Origin of the sequence: Vibrio sp. 10N.261.55.C5 (genome assembly GCF_041470505.1) — a bacterium.
Lineage (GTDB): Bacteria > Pseudomonadota > Gammaproteobacteria > Enterobacterales > Vibrionaceae > Vibrio > Vibrio crassostreae_C.
The window spans coordinates 176,168-195,955 of record NZ_JBFRMS010000007.1; the positions used below are offsets into that span (position 1 = coordinate 176,168).

Annotated in this window: 18 protein-coding genes and 1 pseudogene; 15 read left to right on the forward strand and 4 right to left on the reverse strand. The window is 46.3% G+C overall.

All coding sequences use genetic code 11. The features are described 5' to 3' along the window. The 12 genes from traC (at position 1) to AB4263_RS01995 (ending at position 13,201) form a co-directional block, all read left to right on the forward strand. Positions 1 to 2,544, forward strand: a complete 2,544-nt coding sequence (gene traC / locus AB4263_RS01940) for a type IV secretion system protein TraC (RefSeq protein WP_102333073.1) — start codon at positions 1 to 3, stop codon at positions 2,542 to 2,544. After that, a complete protein-coding gene (locus AB4263_RS01945) occupies positions 2,541 to 2,888 on the forward strand; it encodes a TrbI F-type domain-containing protein (protein WP_102333072.1) in 348 nt (115 codons plus the stop codon). The genes traC and AB4263_RS01945 overlap by 4 nt, the downstream gene beginning before the upstream one ends. 4 nt (positions 2,889 to 2,892) lie before the next feature. After that, positions 2,893 to 3,618 carry a type-F conjugative transfer system protein TraW gene (gene traW, locus AB4263_RS01950; protein WP_102333071.1) on the forward strand — a complete coding sequence of 242 codons (726 nt, stop codon included), beginning with the start codon at positions 2,893 to 2,895 and terminating at the stop codon, positions 3,616 to 3,618. A 32-nt stretch (positions 3,619 to 3,650) separates the two neighbouring features. Beyond that, positions 3,651 to 4,631 (forward strand): conjugal transfer pilus assembly protein TraU, encoded by a 981-nt coding sequence (gene traU / locus AB4263_RS01955; RefSeq protein ID WP_102333083.1) that lies wholly within the window; start codon positions 3,651 to 3,653, stop codon positions 4,629 to 4,631. A gap of 11 nt (positions 4,632 to 4,642) precedes the next feature. After that, on the forward strand, positions 4,643 to 5,329 hold the full coding sequence (gene trbC, locus AB4263_RS01960) for a type-F conjugative transfer system pilin assembly protein TrbC (protein WP_102333070.1): 687 nt from the start codon (positions 4,643 to 4,645) through the stop codon (positions 5,327 to 5,329). Then, a complete protein-coding gene (gene traN / locus AB4263_RS01965) occupies positions 5,326 to 7,086 on the forward strand; it encodes a type-F conjugative transfer system mating-pair stabilization protein TraN (protein ID WP_102333069.1) in 1,761 nt (586 codons plus the stop codon). The genes trbC and traN overlap by 4 nt, the downstream gene beginning before the upstream one ends. Before the next feature lie 24 nt (positions 7,087 to 7,110). Beyond that, positions 7,111 to 7,317 (forward strand): hypothetical protein, encoded by a 207-nt coding sequence (locus AB4263_RS01970; protein WP_102333068.1) that lies wholly within the window; start codon positions 7,111 to 7,113, stop codon positions 7,315 to 7,317. Positions 7,318 to 7,329: 12 nt separating this feature from the next. Further along, on the forward strand, positions 7,330 to 8,139 hold the full coding sequence (gene traF / locus AB4263_RS01975; protein ID WP_102333067.1) for a type-F conjugative transfer system pilin assembly protein TraF: 810 nt from the start codon (positions 7,330 to 7,332) through the stop codon (positions 8,137 to 8,139). A 15-nt stretch (positions 8,140 to 8,154) separates the two neighbouring features. Continuing rightward, complete coding sequence (gene traF / locus AB4263_RS01980; RefSeq protein WP_102333066.1) at positions 8,155 to 8,592, forward strand: conjugal transfer protein TraF; 438 nt, start codon at positions 8,155 to 8,157, stop codon at positions 8,590 to 8,592. Next, a complete protein-coding gene (locus tag AB4263_RS01985; protein ID WP_102333065.1) occupies positions 8,589 to 9,950 on the forward strand; it encodes a conjugal transfer protein TraH in 1,362 nt (453 codons plus the stop codon). Before traF (AB4263_RS01980) ends, AB4263_RS01985 begins: the two co-directional genes overlap by 4 nt. 11 nt (positions 9,951 to 9,961) lie before the next feature. Further along, entirely contained in the window at positions 9,962 to 12,646 is a 2,685-nt protein-coding gene (locus tag AB4263_RS01990; RefSeq protein ID WP_102333064.1) for a conjugal transfer protein TraG N-terminal domain-containing protein, read from the forward strand. Between the two features lie 108 nt (positions 12,647 to 12,754). Then, complete coding sequence (locus AB4263_RS01995; RefSeq protein WP_102333063.1) at positions 12,755 to 13,201, forward strand: hypothetical protein; 447 nt, start codon at positions 12,755 to 12,757, stop codon at positions 13,199 to 13,201. A gap of 131 nt (positions 13,202 to 13,332) precedes the next feature. Here the strand turns inward: AB4263_RS01995 and AB4263_RS02000 are convergent, their stop codons facing one another. Further along, on the reverse strand, positions 13,333 to 13,605 hold the full coding sequence (locus AB4263_RS02000; RefSeq protein WP_102333062.1) for a helix-turn-helix domain-containing protein: 273 nt from the start codon (positions 13,603 to 13,605) through the stop codon (positions 13,333 to 13,335). 331 nt (positions 13,606 to 13,936) lie between these two features. Between AB4263_RS02000 and AB4263_RS02005 the strand changes: the two genes are divergently transcribed. Beyond that, positions 13,937 to 14,758, forward strand: a complete 822-nt coding sequence (locus AB4263_RS02005; protein ID WP_102333061.1) for a restriction endonuclease — start codon at positions 13,937 to 13,939, stop codon at positions 14,756 to 14,758. A 617-nt stretch (positions 14,759 to 15,375) separates the two neighbouring features. On the opposite strand, the pseudogene AB4263_RS02010 reads toward AB4263_RS02005, so the two are convergent. From AB4263_RS02010 to AB4263_RS02020, 3 genes and pseudogenes are all read right to left on the reverse strand, one after another. After that, positions 15,376 to 15,575 (reverse strand): annotated as a pseudogene (locus tag AB4263_RS02010) (group II intron reverse transcriptase/maturase); the annotation flags it as partial. A 249-nt stretch (positions 15,576 to 15,824) separates the two neighbouring features. Further along, positions 15,825 to 15,983, reverse strand: coding sequence for a hypothetical protein (locus AB4263_RS02015; RefSeq protein ID WP_016799988.1), 159 nt, complete (start codon positions 15,981 to 15,983; stop codon positions 15,825 to 15,827). A gap of 18 nt (positions 15,984 to 16,001) precedes the next feature. Beyond that, positions 16,002 to 16,730 carry a zeta toxin family protein gene (locus AB4263_RS02020; RefSeq protein ID WP_102333060.1) on the reverse strand — a complete coding sequence of 243 codons (729 nt, stop codon included), beginning with the start codon at positions 16,728 to 16,730 and terminating at the stop codon, positions 16,002 to 16,004. A gap of 640 nt (positions 16,731 to 17,370) precedes the next feature. On the opposite strand from AB4263_RS02020, the gene AB4263_RS02025 reads away from it, so the two are divergent. Both AB4263_RS02025 and AB4263_RS02030 read left to right on the forward strand, forming a co-directional pair. After that, entirely contained in the window at positions 17,371 to 18,465 is a 1,095-nt protein-coding gene (locus tag AB4263_RS02025) for a CBASS cGAMP-activated phospholipase (protein WP_102333059.1), read from the forward strand. Then, a complete protein-coding gene (locus AB4263_RS02030; RefSeq protein WP_102333058.1) occupies positions 18,462 to 19,787 on the forward strand; it encodes a CBASS cGAMP synthase in 1,326 nt (441 codons plus the stop codon). The genes AB4263_RS02025 and AB4263_RS02030 overlap by 4 nt, the downstream gene beginning before the upstream one ends. Position 19,788 lies beyond the last annotated feature (1 nt).

Consider the following 19,788-nt stretch of genomic DNA (forward strand, 5'->3'; position numbering starts at 1 on the left):
ATGGGCGTATCAAAATATTTAAAGGGTTTTTATCAAGAAGCCAAACGTGAATATAACCACCTGCATTCTGAGCTGCCTTACCGGACTTTTGATGCGCAGGACGGCCTCTTTCATAACAAAAAAGGCGTAGGATTTGGATTCAAATTAAGCGTCTTAGCGGGGGCGAATGACGATATGGTGGAGGCGTTTAACCGTCTCATCATGGATTTACCGACTGGCCATAAATGGGATTACCATTTTTCCATGATGGGCCACAACCGCGTGAGTCATTTGATTGAGCAAAATGCCGCGTTGAAATCCGCTCGTGCGGGTATTTGCGGTGAATTAGCAAAACAAGAAGCCGATTACGCCAACTTTGCGGCTCACCACGGCTTTTTTCATCGTCAGAAGCATTACTTTGACATCAAAGATTACAGCGCGTGGTTGTTTGTCTCCAGTACCGACGATGTTGACCAAGTGTTGGATTGCAAAGAGGCGCTCACCACGTCTTTATCCCAAATTGGACTGGAGCTCACGCCGCTTACCCCCGAAGGCTTAATCAACTACGTCGAAGGCATTCTCAATTTTGACCCCACACAAACCGCCCCTCGTGAATCTGACTATGCTCCCGAAGCGTTTATCTACAAACAAGCCCTCTCTCCTGATACCGAGTTTTTAACGCGCCGACATTACACCGACGTTCGCTTTAGTAACCGCCAACATCAAACGGTGACCTCGCGGATCATTTCCTTGGGCTTACGCAGTACGCCTCGCACTTTCCGCCTGTACGCTTTGCCCGATTGTTTTGCGTCCTTAAAGAGCGTGGCTAAAAATGTGCAATGTCCACACCTCATGACACTCAATTTTCGCCATCAAGAATCGGGCAGTTTTGCGACCAAAAATGGCGGGCGCATTGGAGAGTTGGAAAAAACGCTCAAGTCCCCGATGGCATTTTTCTTCCCTCAAGCGAAGAAAGAGCAGGCCGAACGTGAGCAAATTCGAGATGAAATGTCGGATGGCATCAACAGCATGGCATACATGCACCTGACGCTGACGTTATTTACCAACAAAAAATCCGAGCGGCTGCACCGCACTACGGCCATTAACGCCTTTCGCTCTGGCGGGATTGATTTACAAACCGTCTCGATGCTGCAAGGCCAAGCGCTCATGACGACCTTACCGTTCATGATGACCGATGGGTTTTGGGCCGATTGCGACCGTGCTGGACGCATTCAAACCGTAAAAACCGGCAATGTGGCCAACCTCTTGCCTCTAGTGATGGACGTAAAGAATTTCAGTGGCGGTATGATGCTGCCCACCATGCGCCAACAAGCCTTTTGGTTTAATCCGTTTAATTGTGGTTCAGATAACTACAACATCGCCCTGACCGGAGGCTCCGGGGCAGGAAAATCCTTCTTTGTGCAAAAGCTCGCCGAAACCCTCTTTGCCATGAACGGCAAAATCTGGGCGTTAGACAAAGGAAAGAGCTTTAAAAAGCTCACCTTGATGCTTGGCGGACACTACATGACGGCTGAGAAGATTTACCTCAATCCATTTACTCACCTGGAACGCATTGCTATGGGGGATGACTATACCGATGAGAAAGGCGAACAGGTCAACCCTCTTAAGGAAACGCTGCACACCATCACCGGACTCTTTGCGACCATGGCCTGCCCCACGCATGAAATGGGGGATTTTGAAAAATCGGTTCTCGGGGATTGCATCATTACGGCTTGGCAGGCACACAAAAGCGAGACGTTGGTTGACCATGTTCAAGAAGCGCTGTTTGCGGCGGCCGAAAAACAGGGCGGTGATAGCCGCCTTTCTGATATCGCCATGCAACTGAATAAATACCGCTCAGAGGGGATCTACGGGGACACCTTCAATAAACCGTCCATGCTGGATCCCAATGTCCACTTTACCACCATTGAACTGGACGGATTTCCCTCGGACATCATGCGACCGGTGATTTTTGCGCTGATGTCGAGCATTACTCAGCAGATGTACCTGTCTGGCTCTCGTTCAACGCCGAAGATGTGCATCATTGAAGAGGCGTGGTCTCTGATGGCGGGCTCTAATGCACAGGCGCAAGAATTCATCAACACCGGTTACCGCACCGCCCGAAAATTTGGGGGATCGTTCTGCACCGTGACGCAAGGTATTGAGGATTTTTACAGCACACCCGAAGCGCTCGCCGCGTTCAATAACTCCGATATTCATATCACTCTGCGTCAAGGCAGTGGATTGACAAAATTCATCAAAGACAACCCTTCACACTTTTCGCCCTATGAGCAGTTTGTCATCAAGAGCTTTGAAAAGTCCTCCATCGCCGGTTACAGCTCTGTCATGCTAAAAACCGGGGATGTGACCACCTTTCATCGCTTGTTTGCCGACCCTTTTACCCGAGCATGCCTTTCAACAGAGCCGCATGAGTTTGAATACTGTGAAAACTTGATGAACCAAGGCCTATCACTGATGCAAGCAGTCAATCAAACCGCCGAGCATTTTTACGGAAAGGAAATTGAGACCTTTAATACCCTCATCTATGGCAAGGAGGCCAAATGAAATCCATCCGTCACCCACGTCTTATCTATGCCTTGTTGGCTATAGCGTTAATGATGTTCACCCTGATAGCCATCAAGCTCAATACAGCGCCTCAAATCGTGGTCTTCGATCTCGAACAAACGTTATCGCAATATCAAGACCAACTCATTGAAGCCAACCTCGACGATCAAGAGCACAGCGCGCAACTGGCGACCTTTGATACGGATCTCAGGCGACTCTTGAAAGAATACGCGCAAGTGCACCACCTCGTGATCTTCGTGCCAGGCGCGCTCATCAGCGGCGCGCCAGATAGAACCACTGAGATCCAATATTACGTTATCGAGGCGCTTAAAAAGGAGTCATGAGCTTATGATTGTTCCCAGTCATTCATCCCTCACACCCACCGCCCTCTTAAAAGTGGTCAGTGTCACTTTACTGACCATCGCCCCCACCGCGCTTGGCCAACAGTTTGGGCGTCAAGGTGAACTGTTTCCTATTGCAGAAGTGGACATGTTGCAATGGATCAACAACCGATTGACACACTTAGAAGCCACGGGAGAAACCGCAAAGATGCAACAACAGTTTGTGGAGAGCGTAGAAAATAGCGTGCGAAGGCCCACTCCCGTAAAAGGGTTGACCACCACCACCGCGCCCAACACCTTTTACATCGATCCATCATTAAAGCTGGCCACCGATATCAAAGATGCACAAGGCAACCTCCTTTATGCCAAAGGCGTCATCATCAACCCCTTTGATACTGACACTTGGCCAGTCGACATTCCCAAACAATCATTCGATTACTCGCATGTGATTGTCTTTCTTGATGGTGACGACCCAAGACAGCGCGCTTGGGCCAAACAATACCGCGCAGATAAGCCGATAAAATGGACCCTCACCAACGGCAGTCCAGAAGACGTCGCCAAGGAGTTTGACGCCCGAATTTATTTTGACCAACAAGGTCACTACAGCCGTCAATTTCAAATCTCACACATTCCCTCTCTGATTGAACAAGACGGGGCGCGGTGGAAAATCACAGAGATCGATGTGACGCCGTTCACCACAGCCATGAACAAGAGTGAGACGGAAATAAAATAAGGAGAAAGACCTTGAGAACCCATGGGTTATTACTGTTTAGTTTGTTCCTATTTCCTTGGCAAACCCAAGCTCAATCCGCCGCTTGCACGGGGCATTTCTTAAATCCATTGTCTGACATTTGCTGGGACTGCCTATTTCCTATGACACTGGGCAGTGTGCCTCTCATTAGCTCGACATACCCTGACACCACCAATCCAAGTCTGCCTATTTCCTATTGTCCTAAGCCCCCGCCCATTTTTATGCAAATTGGCTTAAACATTGGGTATTGGGAGCCGTATTCCTTAGTGGACGTGACGCGAGTCCCTTATTGCATGGTCAACATGGGGATGCAGTTGAGTAATGACAATAGCCAACAAATAGGAGGCTCGCAGCACGACTCAAGCAGCAAAACCAGCGGCAATGCTTTCTATCACGTGCATTGGTACAAATATCCGGTGATTTATTGGCTACAACTGATGCAGTCGGCGGCCTGCATGGCCACGGATAATTTCGATGTGGCCTACCTCACCGAACTTGATCCCTTTTGGGATGATGATGAGATGTCGTTCATTCTTAACCCCGAGGCGATTCTATTCGGTCACCCCATCACGCAGCTCTCTTGTATCACCGAAGCCATGGCGACCACCACGGGGCGCGTTTTGCCTTTTGATGCACTTTTTTGGTGTTTAGGCTCACAAGGCAGCGTCTACCCATTAACCGGTAACAGCGCTTATTCTCATACCGGTCCTCAAGTTGGCACTCTAATGTTAGAGCGTTTTAATTTTAAAATGCACAGGCAAGGCATTGTATGGGAGACCCGGGGCGAGGATGGTGCGGTCTGTTATCAGTGGCCAGAGCCAATCTTACCGAAAAGTCGTTATCGCTATCAATTGTCGGCGCCGATTGGTGATGCCGCTCATTGTTATCCCTACGGCACAACATCGTCACTTTGGGAGCAAGGCAAAGATAACCCAACCACCGGCGGTAACTTTGGTTTTGTGAACTGGCGAAAACGTAACTGCGTATTTTTATAAGGAAAAAGACAATGTTATTTAAACCACGAGCCTCATGGCTGTTACTGATTCTGCTCGCGAGCCCTCTTGCATTGGCCGAGACGGGTTACTCGCAAGAAGAACTCAAAGCCCTTGCCAAGCAAGAGCAAAGTATTGCAGCGCCAGCCCATCAAAGTGAACAGGCCCTCCTGCTAGAGCGGAGTCAAAAACATAAGCAAGAAGCGTTGTCGATGAATCAACACCTCGATAACGCGTTGCAAGACTCGCCACTGGCGAGTGTTCTTGGGATGCCTCAAGTCAACCCAAACAAAAAGGCGCAAGGTGTGATGGTGTTTGTCTCACTTTCCATGCCAGATACCGCGCTCAAACAGCTACTCAAACAAAGTCAGCAATATCAAGTACCTCTCGTGATACGTGGGGTACTACCAGAAGGCATGGTCCCGACCGCCTCTCGAATCATGGATTTGTTAAAAGCGTCCGACGAGGGAGATGCGATTGAGGGCGGTTTTGCCATCAGCCCACAGTGGTTTCGTCAATTTAACATCACCCACGTCCCCGTGTTTGTGGCCATTGGCGAAGCGTGCAATGAAGCGTATTGCCCACAAAGTGATTACGACATGGTTCACGGCAACCTTTCCCTTCCCAACGCCTTAACGATTTTAAGCCAAGGCGATGTAGGCCACATCGCCAAACAAGTGCTCAATAGGAGTTCCCCTTGAATACGCCCTTTTCACTCCCTTTTGTCTTGCTCTCTTTCAGCACCCCTCTCTTACTCTCCCTTGATTCCCTGGCCGACTCTCAAGAAAACACGTTTTACGACAACGTAGAATGGGCGAAAAACGCCCAAAATGAGGCTTACAACCCCTCAGAGATGACGCTTAACCTGTCCGACTTCTGCAGCGACAATAATCCAGGGTGTGAAAGCCAAATCCGACAGCCTGATGAAGCGGGGATGACTGACGCACAAATCACAAACCAATCCACGTTGGAGTTTGGCAGCAACGAACACGCTCAAGCGATACAAGAGGGGTTTGACAATAATAGTGCCACCATTGACCCCAATGATGACACGTATCGATTCGCTACCCTTGGCATTGAGAACGCCTATGAAATCAGTCATGGTCAGTCTAATCAATACGTCGATTGCGACAACGCCACGCAATGCGTCATTGATAACATCGCAAAGCAATGTCATCGTCCAACGAACAACAACGTGCCTTGTACAAAAGTGCCCGTTGCCACCGTGAGCACCAGCGAGGTGATCTACCGCTGTCCATCCGGCTGGACAAAGCAAGGGATTGATTGCCAACGTCCCCTCCCACAATGCCGATACAATAATAAACATTATGTGAGTCAAACGGGAGGTGATGGCATTTTCTCATCGTCACGAACCACGTATTTATGGGGTGGGAAGCAAGTCTCTCCCAATCAAGGCTACACGCTTGGCGAGTTAAAACAGACCTATCACGTTAATTGGCAAGCGAGCGAACGCTGGGATAAACGCTACGAGATTTGTCGACCCACCACACAAACGAAAAAAGCCACGCTAAGCTGCTCAAACGGGTTCACCTTATCTGGTGGGAACTGCATTAAAAACACCATAACCTGGCGAACACAATGCAGCCTGATGAACTCGTGCAATGTCACTCGCCAGCAGTGTATTGAAGGTCGAGCCACCCGGACCATTAATGGCATTCCGACCACGCTCGATTGCTGGAAGTATCGGGTTGACCACCAATGCACTCGACCCAATACGTGCAACGTCCTGCCCGCCGATTGCACCACGACGTCGATCCATTGCAGCCTCCAGCAAAACGGTGTGTGCATTGAGGAGAAAGTCAATAAATCCTGCCCACAACGGCGCTGCAGTGCCACTCAATTAATCTGTGGAGAAGAGAGCTTTTGTCTGGATGGCGATTGTTTTGAAGCGATGGCGACCACTTCAAACCGCTTTAATGAAAGCACCTCAGCCTTAGCAGCCCTCGCAGAAGCCGCTGACGGTCTTGGCGATCCACCAATGATATTTGCAGGCAAAGGCATGAAGTGCACAGACGCGGCTTTTGGTTTTGCCGACTGTTGCAAAGACGGCGGTTGGGGCACGAGTATTGGCATAGCCCAATGCAATGATGAAGAAAAGGCGCTCGGTCAAGCCAAAGAGCAAGGCATTACGATAGCCCTTGGCAGTTATTGCGCAGAAAAAGTCTTAGGCGCGTGTATCCGGAAAAAGAAGACCTACTGCGTCTTTGATAGCAAGTTGGCGCGCATCATCCAAGAGCAAGGCTCGAAAGGCCAACTTGGGATCAGTCTGGGAACCGCCAAACACCCCATTTGCGGCGCCCTTACTCCCGAGCAGCTTCAAGACATAGATTTTGAACGACTCGACTTTTCGGACTTTTATGACGACATGCACAGCAACACCAACCTGCCTTCGGCCACAGAAATCCAAGAGCGATTACAAAGCGCTTATCGCCATTAACTTAATCTATGATGAGGATATGATATGGATCCCCTCCTACTCCCTTTACTTGTGGCCACCCTGTCGACAACCGGGTTTGCTACCACCCTGATCCGCCATCTTCTGTTCAAACGACAACTCCATCAGCTCAAGCAAGAAATGATGAAGCACCAACAAAAACACGGCAACGATGAAGCACTTTGGACGTTATTTCATACGCGCACCCACAAGATGCTGAGTTTCTGGCAATAATGAGGTCACACCATGAAGGACTTATCCACAAAAACGGTGAACAACTCAATTAACCGATTAACAATCAAATCCCTACCGTTGCTGTTGTTGTCTTTATTGGCTTTTCACAGTTTCGCCAATGAGCCCCCCAAAGGCTGGCGCTGGTATAACGAGGCCAAAGCACCGAAAGCCCCACCCAAAGAGGAGGAGCGCCTCCCCCCCAATAGCCTGTCTACTGTGATGAGCGCCACCGAGCAGATGCAATGGTTCCACCGTACATTTGAGGAAGCGTTAAACGATGCCACGATTAACCCAACCGATGAAGAGAAAAATCTAAAATTGATGAAGCTGAAAAAATTCATCGATGGCAAAACCACTCAAACGGGCATGACCTTCAAAAAGCTCATCAACGAACACCCCGAATACTCGTACACCAAAGACCGCCCCACAGAGCAAGCCGCAAGAGCAACGTACTATCAAGGTATTCAACTCAAAAACGAAGCCACTGTGCGTCAATTGGTGCAAGAAGGTTGGGGCCTCTACTTCATCTACGAAGGGCAAGACGCCTTATCTCAAACTCTGGCGCCCTCCATCCAAGACTTTGCCCACCGATACCACATCGAACTGGTGGGGATCAGCAAAGACGGTCAGACCTTTGAGGCGATTGATGAAAACCGTATTGATGAGACAGGGCAAGTACAGGTGCGCTACACACCGGCTTTAATGCTGGCCAATATTCACACCAAAGCGCTCAGACCCCTCGCCTACGGCTTCATTTCACAAAAAGACTTGCTCTCTCGCTTTCACAACATCGCGACCAATTACCAAGACAGCGACTTTTAAATTAAGGAGCCCCTTATGAACGCTTTTATCCGCACGTTATTGTTGAGTGCGCTGATGATGCTCGCCTCAACCTCATTCGCTCAAACGCAAACTCACCCTGTGATGACAGGTCAATACGCCTTGGTCTTCTTCCATTTCAGTCAATGCCCTGAGTGTCACCACTTTGCGCCGACCATGAAGCGACTCGAGCAAACCACTCAATTGCCTGTGTACGATTTCTCCTTTGACGGACAGCCTATACCCGGTTTCACCACCCCTATCCCGACCACCTCTGACATCACCTCCGCGTTTTTTGGTGAGCTCAAAAACGCCATTACGCCCGCCACGTTCTTAATCAACGTCAGCAATGGTAAGTACGTGCGTTTGAGTGAAGGCAATGTTCCGTACCCCGCGCTGCTTAATAGCTACCAAGCCTTGCGCGCCGATGTGGCCATAATGGAGAGTTTACAATGACAAGACCGACCCTCCTGGCTCTCTTAATGAGTGTTGCCGGTTCACTTCATGCCGGCGGCCTAGGCGATGCCATGGACAGCTTTTGGGATGACAGCAGTTTTAACCGCAACATCACGAACCCAAGTGCCTATCAAGGCCAATCCGCCACTTACTATAATGCGGGCAGCTTGTTTGCTCGCACCAACATCAAAAACATTCAATTGGCCGCCATCACCCTGCCTTCTGTCAGCGCAGGATGCGGGGGCATTGATGCCTTTATGGGCGGTTTTTCTCACATTAATTCGGATCAACTGGTGTCTTTTGGTAAAGCCGTCATTGCCAACGCCGTGCCCTTCGCAGTGGATTTAGCGCTGCAAACTTGGGCGCCGAGCATCAAAGAGAATCGAGACAAACTGCAGGCGATTGCTGACCAATTCCTCACCACCTCGATGAACTCTTGCCAAGTAGCACAATCGGCGGTCTCGGGTTTAGCGGCCTTTACCGATGGGGAAGCCAAGCGCCATGCCTGCGCCACACTAGGCACGCAAAGTAATGCCTTTTCTGACTGGTTAGAAGCGCAACACGAATGTCGCCACGTCAGTACCAATCAGAGCATGCTGGCTGGCAACACCGATGACGCCACCGCGCACGCTGTGAAAGTGAACTTAAATGTGGTGTGGGATGCGCTCATGAAAAGCGCTTACCTTCAAGACAATCAAGAGGTCGCCGAGTTTATCGTAAGCCTCACTGGCACCGTCATTTACGACGCGCAGGGGACGCCAAGCTACATTCCGGCGATGTTAGTGGGTAACGACACCGCCATTAACGCCCTTTTGACCGGAGGGGATTTGGAGGTGTATCGATGCGAAAACACCGAGACCTGCCTTTCGATGAGCCTAAGCGCCATCCGCTTAAGTGAAAGCCAAGCCTTTAACGCCAAAGTACGCCACACCGTCGATACGCTCTACGCCCACTTACAATCTGACCAACCTATCACCGACTCAGAGAAAAGCTTTGTTGAACTCAGTGACATTCCTATCTTGGCGATGCTCATTGATGATGCGCACCTCAACCTGCAGCCAGAAAGCCATTTATACGCTCAAAATATTGCCGCCGATCTCTTGCATGCCTATCTCAATAACATGCTGATGATCGTCAATCAATCCCTGACCAACCTCGCTTCGGTGAACCCAACTGACGTCAATCGCACTCTCGAAGGCATCAACCGTGCAAGAGATTACTTACAAACCCTTCGAGACCGTCACAAAACGAAATTGAACGCGTACTTAGCCCTCACTGAGCGCCTAAAACGCAAACGAAAGCTCCTTAGCCAATCGGCCAGTGACGCTACCTTATCGAACCTCACCTTTGGCCATTAAAGGAGATCCCCATGACCTTAGACTTTTATCTCTATGGCGCAGGCCCTCAATTACAACGAGCCTTGAACGCTGTCGCCACTTTTTTTACCACCAACACCTTTGGCTCGTTAATCGAAATCGCCTTACAACTGGCTTTTATCATCAGTGCCACTCTGTTTTTTGTGTCTCGAGACGCGAAACATGTGATGCGTTTTATGTTCATTTACTTGGCTATCCCCACTTTTCTTATCAGCATGAAAGCCACCGTCCATATCAATGACGCGCAAAATCCCATGCGCATTTATTACGTGAATAACGTGCCTTACATCGTCGCGATACCCGGTTGGGCGGCCACCACGTTCATGCACGGCTTAACCGAAGGCATTGAAATCGTCTTTAGCAGTACAGAAGATGAAAGCTACAGCTCCTCAGGCATGGTGTTTGGTTCGAATTTATACACGTTGCTTCGTAGCGCCAACGCCGAAACCATTGACCTGCAACGCTATTGGAAAGACTTTTATCACAACTGCATCGTCGGAGACATTCGAATTAACAAAAAATACACCATGCAAAACATCCTGCAAGCACCGGATTTACTCGGTTTTCTCGCCACAAAATCGATGTCCCCCATTCGTGGACTCTATAACCCCCAGGGTCAATACAGAACCTGCCGCGACGCTTTTCCTGAACTCACTAAACAATTTGATGAAGAGGCCAATCAAACCATGAATAAACTGGGCGCGTATATCTTGGGACGAGAGAGCAACATCCAATCAACGTTCTTAAGAAACGCCATCGAGAATAGCCACCAAGATTTAATTGGGGTCAGTAATAGCGCGGTCGATATTTTAAAACAGAACATGGTCATCAACATGACGCGATGGAACATCGAAAACACGCACCGAGGTATCGCGGCCAACTACGCCTACACCGCCAACCAAATGCAAACCACCACCATGTGGGCCAACATTGGGCTGCAAGCCAAAGAGTTCATTCCAATGATGCACTCAATCGGGGTCATTTTGTTTGTCTGCTTTGGGGCGATCATTGCCATCATCGCCTTGCTGCCACATATGGCGCTGCCTGTCCTTAAAAACTACGTTGGCAGTTTTTTCTATCTGGCCACTTGGCCGATGATATTCACCATCCTCAACGCAATCATGATGTGGTTCTTAGAAGGGGCGACCCAGGGCGCGACACAAGGGTTACGCGGCATCACCCTCTCGAACATGAGCGGCATTGATTACGTCAACACGCGTTACGCCGCCATTACCGGTTACTTGATGATGTCCACCCCCGCGATTGCTTTGGCGTTAACCAAAGGAGCCGCGGCCATGATGAGCAGTTTAAACTACCAACTGGCGGGAATGATAAACCAAACCAATGCCCGCACGTCAGCCGCGGCCTCAAGCGGTGACATCAGCCACGGTAATACGCAACTGCAGACCCACACGTTTAACAACGTCAATGGCAATAAGTTTGATACGTCGACATTGCTGAAACAACACGGCAGTACCACGCAAAGCGAAGACGGTATGCTTTCAACGCAATACGGTGATACAACCGTGTATGACACTAGCCCTACCGCGTCGAATTTCCAGTGGAACGTCGCCAGCTCTAGTCAATACAGCGAAGCGGTGCAAGACTTGCACACTCAAGCTCAATCCAACCTCTCGACGCAACAAGCGGCCTTGTCACAAAGCACACAAAGTGGCACTCAACTGATGGCCGATTGGAAAGAGAATTATTCGTCAACCCAAGGTTACGGTTTAACTCATGGACACGGTGCAACTGCAGCGGCTTCAAAAGGCTTAGAGCAGGTCAACTCCGCCACTGAGCAAGTCAGTGCAGCAACCGGATGGAGTCATGAGAAAGCGAATGCCTTCTTACACTCAGCGTACGGCGGTTATGACGTGAACGCTGGACTGTCAAGCGGCGCTCTCGGTGACGCCGTAGGGTTTAATGGGAGTGTGAACGCGTCCACGGGACAAAAATGGACACAGGAAGACCGCGAAACACTCAGCAGCATGAGCAACGAACAACAAAGCCAAATGCAAGCCGCCATCGAATCCTACCGCTCTGGTGCCAACCAAACCATCGAGGCGAGCAACCGCCTCACAGCCGACGAACGTAAGACAGAAATGGGCACTTACGCCACTGGCTTTACGGCGAACTTTAGTGAGACACAAGGCTTGATAACGTCCACGACACAATCTCAACAAGAGGTCGATACGCTCAGTCAAGTCAACAGCCAAGAGCAACGTCATATGGCCAGCCTGATTGAGAAACTGGAAATACCATTCCAAACGTTTGTTGAAAACGGGCTTACCAAAGACGAATCAAGGTACATACTCACGGGTCAGGGCGACGATGCTCGTCAAGCTCGCGCTGATGCCTGGGAATACTTTAAAACAACCGCCACGTTTAAAGATTTTGTGCTCGCCAGCGTACCCACTCAAGAAGAGCACGAACAAGCCTTTAATCCTGAGCCGACCCAAGCCGAGTGGCAAACGATGGTGGGGGAACAATTTAAAGGCCAGGCTCTAGGTAATACCGGTCAAACGGTGCTGGAGCAGCATCAGAAACGCGGCGGCACAGAGCGTTATTACAACCCCGACAACCACTCACAAATCGTGAATGAAACACGTGAACAATTTGAGGGCACCAGCAAGCGTGTTGAGCCACCATCAACCTTGCAGCCAACAAAGAAGGAGTAGGATAAAACCCGTTCTTAAACTATAAATAATGATTAATTATTGAGCGCACTAAGTGAAAAATCAATACAAACTAGTAACATACACAAATAGTGTTAAATGGAGGAATTAATGATGAAATGGATCGTATTAGGCTTAACCACTTTATGTTCGTTTTCAAGCTTAGCCAATAGTCAAATTCCAGAAATCGACCGCATGAGCAGTGGCAAGAACCCTGCAAATATGCGTTACTACGTTGAGCATTATCGAAATCCCGATAGCCCTGAGTATCGAGATTTATTGATTGGGGTTCGTGTTGCTGCGGATACAATAAATCTGTATACCACGCGCTTAGACTCTCGCAATCAACGTATCGATTATTGCTTACCCATGAAAGATCCAGCCAATCGCGAAACGTTATGGGAATGGAAAACCGAAGAGTTAATGGAGCTGATTAATAACCAAATTGAACATAATATTAAAAAATACGGTAAACCAGGCATTAGCGGCTCTATCGGTTATTACTTAGCGATGGGGCTAAAAGAGCAATACCCTTGCCCGGTACAAAAGCAATTTTAAGCTGTCGATTTACCTTGCTAAAAGGTTATCCGTTCTTATCATGCTGTTCGCTGTAACCCCCGTGATATATCACGGGGGTAAATTAGACCAAGCTACTGACTTGCAGCGTTTTTCAAGGTAATGATGGCTACCTATAAGCTTTCAACCAATCCAAGTTTATTACTTGTGATCTGGTTTAATTTTTTGCTGAAACTCCCCCTGTTGATCCCTAACATCCTAGCAGCCTTTGATTGATTACCACGCGTATGAGCTATCAACTCAGTAAACAATGTTTCTAGCACCGTAGGAGTAACCCAAGACATATCAGGGCTAGCTGATTTATTATCAAACCATGTTAGCTCCAGTTCTGCTCGGATAAGTTTTTTTAAATGGTCTTTGTTGATTGGGGTTAGTTGGTCATTCATATAAATTGAAGGTTGTTAATCGATTTTATCATGTTGGCAAATTTATCATGAAAGTGCCTTAAAATCTGCTGACTCCCAAATTTGATGTCATGCAGGTTTTGATTTGTAGTCGCTTGGTGAGCACAGTCATCTTGACTTGAGTATGTCGTCTACTCGACAACTATGAGTTAGAAGTGTTCGGATTCCGAACAAGAAATCCGAATTCAAGCGTTGCCTTCCCAGCCCTAGCTCATCAATAGCTATCATACTGATAAGTATCACCTTACAAACTATACCCATCATCTATCGCTTGTGTTTTAATGCATCTAAACGCTTATCAGGTAATCTGCAAATGGCACGAAAAAACGATGGAATCATATGGCACTTAATGGATGCTCCATGGTGGTTAAGCGTAGTGCTCTCTGCCTGTATTTATTTTGGGTTTTCATATCTATTGCCTAGCTTGGCCGTGGATAGCAATAATTTCATCTTTGAAGCTATTGCTCCAAACTTGCCCTTGATGGCTCCATATTTTACGTTCTTATTTCTTATCCCCGCACCGATAGCGTTTTTCAAGCAATATCAGAGAAAAAGAAGCTATCTCAAGACGAACACTCAGATTAAAATTCAGAGGAATACTTCCCCACTAAATCACCTAACTTGGATCGAATTTGAAAGTTACATCGGAGAATACTTTAAATCTCAAGGGTATGCGGTCAAACAGTCTTTCGTTCAAAAATCTGATGGCGGTGTTGATATTTGGCTTACAAAAGATAGTGAATTAAGTCTTGTACAATGTAAGCATTGGAAAACTCGCAAAGTGGGTGTGCAAATTCTAAGGGAAATGTACGGTGTCATGATCGGGAACAATGCCAGTAAGATGATTATCGTAACTTCAGGAGACTTTACTTCTGAGGCTGTCGCTTTTTCCCTAGATAAGCGCCTGTGGCTAGTCAACGGCAGCGAACTAGTACATATGATTGAAGATGGGCGCAGCTTTCAAAATAAACCATCAATATCGCCCCAAACACACAGGGCAGGCGTCGAATCTATGATTTGCCCTAGTTGCCAATCTAAGCTTGTCATGCGTGTTGCTAAGCGAGGAGCTAAATCTGGTATGTCTTTTTATGGTTGCTCTACGTATCCAAAGTGTCGTTATACTTGCGACTGCTGAGTTTTAATATATTCGCAAAACACGCTTGTTGTAGAAAGTAATCTTTGATAGCCCGAAAGTTGCTGCTGGCATCTATGCTATTTGGCATAGCGCACAACTGATTTATTGCGGTATGTCTGGAAGACAAATCGAAAAGAACAGTCATAAGCCCAAATTTGGTCTAATCACACATATTCAAAGTCATGCTTCTGGTCCTTAAGTGTTGACCAATTTTGCGGGTACGTTACGAACCATTTGGTGATTCCGAGTTTGAAACCATCTGACCTCCCTCGCTTTGCTTGCGGAGACTCAAGCTCGACGCTCTAACGAAGGAATACATCCACCAGCCTCTTGAATTTCAATATGTTGTTGTCGATACAAACGAATGGGCTTACAAGCTAGAAGATAAGGCTAGGTCTAGCGAGATATTGGGACAATTACCTCTTTTAAACCCTCTCTAGATAGGTTTTGTCCAGAGTATGCTAAAACTAATCACACAAAGGCTGATCAGTTTTAAAAACGTTTTTGTCGAGTAGACAACACTTGCTTACCAAGTACCGCCCCTCTAAGAACCTACGTGCAACTTTCACTGCATACGACTCAAGCCTCCACTAAGGTATCATTTGATACCCAACAACTTATAAAGCAAGCAGGACAGGCTCTTTCCAAGAGTTACGAGCTAGCCTTTGGGTTTTCTCTTCGCCAAGTATTCTTGGTATTGAGGGGCAAAAGGGGTCGCAACACTCCTGATTTTCACGTGTCGCTCGATGGGCACTTTCGCTATTTGGGACAGATTGAAGTGACAGTCCATGTTCATGATTGTCTGCCAACCGTGAAATTACCCCTAGCCTTTAAGATTCTCATAAAGCGGTGAACAACGCTTCATACGACTTCAGGTCGTACGGACATAAATGATTTACAACCACTGCACTAAACCGCTTCATCAGATTAGAAAGAGTATCTTGAAACCTTAAACGATTGTTATGCCTTTGTTTGTTCATACGCTAAAGTTAGAGGTGTAAAAAAGCCGATTCAACTGTGTTAGTTTGAATCGGCTTAAAGAATTGATGAGCAAGAGCATGTTCGATTATGCAACTGCTTTGGCCTTCTCAATTGTTGAGTTTTGAGACTCTGAAGCAGCGACGATCACTCTTTTATAAACTTTTTTCTTTTCACTTGAAGATGTACGCTTCACAAAATTTGACAATGGTGATGAAGCAACCTTCTTACTGCTAAAATTAAACATAAAGCCTCCTATCAACCTTTAAATGCCCACAATTTTTTTTACTTCTTCTAAAGTATAATTCGGTTTCAGATAAGGTTTCAAGCTACTAACGTTACTATGATAAGTTCTAGTGCTGCCATCATTATCTTTCATCAACAAGTCGACTTGGATCTTTTTACCGAATTTTTCCTTCAACGCCTCTATAACTGACTGAGAACCAAAGAATTGTTCTACGAAGTGTTCAGGGAGAATTTTTCTACCTTCAACTTTTTCTCTCGCGTTAACAAATTCCCATGCCAGTTCAGGACGTTGATAAACAAATATTATCAGTACATCTCTGTCTTTGTCTAAAGATCTTTGAATGTTTTTTTCCGCTACATGGTAGCTTGATAACGTTCCGTCTAATAAGAAACTCTGACCATTCTTAAAGATATAGTCCATTGAACGTTCAACAAGAATAACAACTGCACGCTGAAATAAGTATGAATTCGAACCATCGTAATCTTCAAATTCAATGCGCAAGTCATCAGGATCTAGGCGAAGAACTTGCACATGACCATCAGAGATGGAAGCAACTAATTCTTTAGATGACTCTGTTTTCCCTGCCCCTGGAGAACCACTCATAAAGACAGATACAGGAGCCTCTTCTGGAAGGTAGACTGCTTTATCAGTAAGCCTTCGGCAAATCTTAGTCCTGTTTTTCTTGGCAAAGATGACTGCCCTGTCCCTGATTGTAAGTTCTTCGTCATTAAGATCCAAAATGACCATCTCATAATTATTATGTTTCGCACATTATACACAATAATTAACGCCTAAAGGCATAACTTGCTCTACCACAAGTGCGTTTCAATACATCTAAAAATTCATGTGAAATATAAGCAAAGCTAGGAACCAACCATGAGCTAAATTTGGCTAACTTAGGGGCGACAAACATATAGAAGAGCAAAAAATCTAAGAAAGTGCCACTGGTAAAAATTCGACCTGAGAAGCTTTTGGACATCTTTGTGTTAGGGAATTTGCTAAATTAGAGCAGTGTGGATAACTTTTGGTATCGAAAAACACACTATCGTGTCTATGCAATTCTAACCAAGCCTGATGATACATGAGGTTCGTCTGCGTCCTAAATAAATTCAATACAAAATTATTCTCAGATAATTAATGCACAAACATGCTCACTGTATATATCAACAGAAGGCATTTCCTACGGCCTAGGGTTAGCAGACGCTAACAAGAAAGATCCCTCTTTGGAATTATCGTTCATTTTATCCTTTGCAAGCTATTGAAAAATACCGCCCATACCCATATCTTGTGTTTAGTTGCTATTTAAGTGTCAATATATGGAATGGATACTATAAGTGCAGATGGCATTTATAAAGCACTCCAGTAACATCAGATTAAAGGAAAAGAAATGAGCGATAACCTCCTTCCCTCAAATGCAGTCCGAGTCTTGAGCCTCAATGGCGGGGGCGTCCGAGGCCTTTTTACTATTAGCGTGTTAGCTGAATTAGAGCGAATCCTTGAAGATTCTTCAAACGAGAAGACGATTAAGATTGGTGACTACTTTGATCTGATTACAGGTACATCCATAGGAGGACTTCTCGCTTTAGGGTTGGCCGAGGGGAAATCTGCACGAGAGCTAAAAAACGTTTTTTATAGTAAAAGCGATAAGATATTTCCTCAGCATAAATGGTTCAATAATCTACTAAAAACAATCAAGAAAGCGTTTGGTGCCACTTATAAAACTGGGCCACTGAAAGAAGCCATTATTGAAATGATTGGGGAAAGCACAACATTTAACGATCTTGATAGGCGTGTAATGATCCCTACTGTCAACTTATCAACGGGGCGTCCTCAGTTTTTTAAGACACCACATAACCCAGATTTCACTCGTGATGGGCCTTTGAAGTTGGTGGATGCTGCTCTAGCCACGTCTGCTGCACCTACTTATTTCGAACCATATTTTTGCGAAGATCTTAAAGCGTACTTTGTTGATGGGGGGTTAGTTGCTAACAATCCTAGCTTTGTAGGGTTGCATGAGGTTTTTGGTGATATGAAAAGTGATTTTCCAGATGCTTCATACTCAGATATCCATGTTCTGAATGTTGGGACTATGGGTGAAGAATATGCACTTAGTCCGAAGCTATTGAGAGCAAAAAAGGGTTACCTAGGGATGTGGGGGTTAGGAGAGCGATTAGTTCTTACTACTATGACCGCTAATCAGATTTTACATCAGTTTATGCTATCAAGAGAGTTGAGTGTGCACGGTGCCATTGGCAATTATATTAGCTTAGATAGCCGAGTCCCAAATGAAGCAGCAGGAGATATTACACTTGATAACTCTAGTATTGAAGCGCTAGACAATTTGGCTTCTAGAGGCAAGCAGTTGGCAAATGAAGAGTTTGCAAAAGATAAACGGCTAGAATTGATTTTTTCTAAACCAGCTGAAACATTTAAATCTAAAGCGAGGGCTGATACCTCAAACGAAAAAGGAACATTAGCATGAATTGGAATCTACACCATTACTACACTAATCGAACAGACGGTTTAATGGGTAAACTTCTTCTCAATAAAGAAGAAGATGAAAAGCTTTTGTATCTTCGTAATACTGTCCGGAAGCGCATTACAAGTGTCTTTGAGGAAGTTGGGGCTATAGCCAAAGAGCAGGCTGCGTTTAGCCAAAATAGTGACTATCTGTACACTCGTCTACTAAAGACAAATCTTCAATATCTTACCCAACAAAAAATCATTGAAGCAAGCAGTTTGTTGAGCCAAATGGACAGAGATACCTTAAAGGAGCTTTCAATCTTAAAGCCTAGATTTTGGACTCAGGGAAGCTTCAAATACAAAACTTTAAACCGCCCTTTTCACCTAGGCCAAGAAATGGACATTGATGATGGAACCTATCTTCCAATGACTTTCTTTGAGTCTGAACCAAAGATTGGTCACCAACTCTTAACTCTTCTGGTTGATGCTTCCCTTAAATCACTCGTTGAAGAAAATATTGGCTGGGAGTTCGATAGCAAACGAACTTGTGCTCGTATAAAAATCCCTCAAGAGCGAACACACATTGATGTGCCAATGTATGCAATCCCAAAAGAACAGTTCTTGCAAAAAGAAACAGCCATGCTCAAGGCGTTAAATAATCGTACTATGTATGAGTCAGCGGGGATGGAAGCATATGGCTTTATACAAGATTCAGCTGATGACCTAGAGTATGAAAAGTTAGACTCTGAAAATGTAAACCTTGCTCTTAGAGATGGAGAACCTGGTAGTCCTAAGTGGATGAATAGTGACCCGAAGATTGTTGAAGATTGGTTTGAAGGCGAGTGCCGCCGTATAGGCAAACATTTGCGAAAAATATGCAGGTATATGAAAGCTTGGCGTGATGCACAATGGCAAGTTGGTGGTCCATCGTCCATCAGTTTGATGGCTGCAACGGTTGAAGTTTTGCAGCAACACTCTGTTGAGGCTCAAGATATGGGAGAGACAATGAAGGTTGTTGCTGACAACTTATACCAAGAGTTTCTTAAAGGGGTTGAAAGTCCAGATGACACTGATGAAAGACCATTGTTTCCGCCAGAAAGTCAGCATACCAATAGAGAGCGAGATATTGTTGGTAAGTTGAGGTTATTACCTGAACAACTACGAGAAGCAGAAAGAGCTGAATCAAAAAGTGATGCTCTATCTAAATTGTCTTTAGTTTTCGGAGAGCGAGTTTTTGACAGAGAGCTTATTAAGCATAAGGCTGCCGCTCCTGCATATAGTCAGGAACCAACTAAAGCAAACTCTTCTACACAAATCAGTTCTTCAATGGTGAGTGGATAAA

Bases quoted from the DNA above. Each gene is read 5' to 3' on its own strand.
- traF (WP_102333067.1), top strand. From the start codon at position 7,330: ATGAAGGACTTATCCACAAAAACGGTGAACAACTCAATTAACCGATTA.
- traF (WP_102333066.1), top strand. From the start codon at position 8,155: ATGAACGCTTTTATCCGCACGTTATTGTTGAGTGCGCTGATGATGCTC.
- traW (WP_102333071.1), top strand. From the start codon at position 2,893: ATGATTGTTCCCAGTCATTCATCCCTCACACCCACCGCCCTCTTAAAA.
- AB4263_RS02000 (WP_102333062.1), bottom strand. From the start codon at position 13,605: ATGAATGACCAACTAACCCCAATCAACAAAGACCATTTAAAAAAACTT.
- AB4263_RS01970 (WP_102333068.1), top strand. From the start codon at position 7,111: ATGGATCCCCTCCTACTCCCTTTACTTGTGGCCACCCTGTCGACAACC.
- AB4263_RS02015 (WP_016799988.1), bottom strand. From the start codon at position 15,983: ATGTTTAATTTTAGCAGTAAGAAGGTTGCTTCATCACCATTGTCAAAT.
- AB4263_RS02005 (WP_102333061.1), top strand. From the start codon at position 13,937: ATGGCACGAAAAAACGATGGAATCATATGGCACTTAATGGATGCTCCA.
- AB4263_RS02025 (WP_102333059.1), top strand. From the start codon at position 17,371: ATGAGCGATAACCTCCTTCCCTCAAATGCAGTCCGAGTCTTGAGCCTC.
- AB4263_RS01945 (WP_102333072.1), top strand. From the start codon at position 2,541: ATGAAATCCATCCGTCACCCACGTCTTATCTATGCCTTGTTGGCTATA.
- AB4263_RS01990 (WP_102333064.1), top strand. From the start codon at position 9,962: ATGACCTTAGACTTTTATCTCTATGGCGCAGGCCCTCAATTACAACGA.
- AB4263_RS02020 (WP_102333060.1), bottom strand. From the start codon at position 16,730: ATGGTCATTTTGGATCTTAATGACGAAGAACTTACAATCAGGGACAGG.
- AB4263_RS01985 (WP_102333065.1), top strand. From the start codon at position 8,589: ATGACAAGACCGACCCTCCTGGCTCTCTTAATGAGTGTTGCCGGTTCA.
- traC (WP_102333073.1), top strand. From the start codon at position 1: ATGGGCGTATCAAAATATTTAAAGGGTTTTTATCAAGAAGCCAAACGT.
- AB4263_RS02030 (WP_102333058.1), top strand. From the start codon at position 18,462: ATGAATTGGAATCTACACCATTACTACACTAATCGAACAGACGGTTTA.
- AB4263_RS01995 (WP_102333063.1), top strand. From the start codon at position 12,755: ATGATGAAATGGATCGTATTAGGCTTAACCACTTTATGTTCGTTTTCA.
- trbC (WP_102333070.1), top strand. From the start codon at position 4,643: ATGTTATTTAAACCACGAGCCTCATGGCTGTTACTGATTCTGCTCGCG.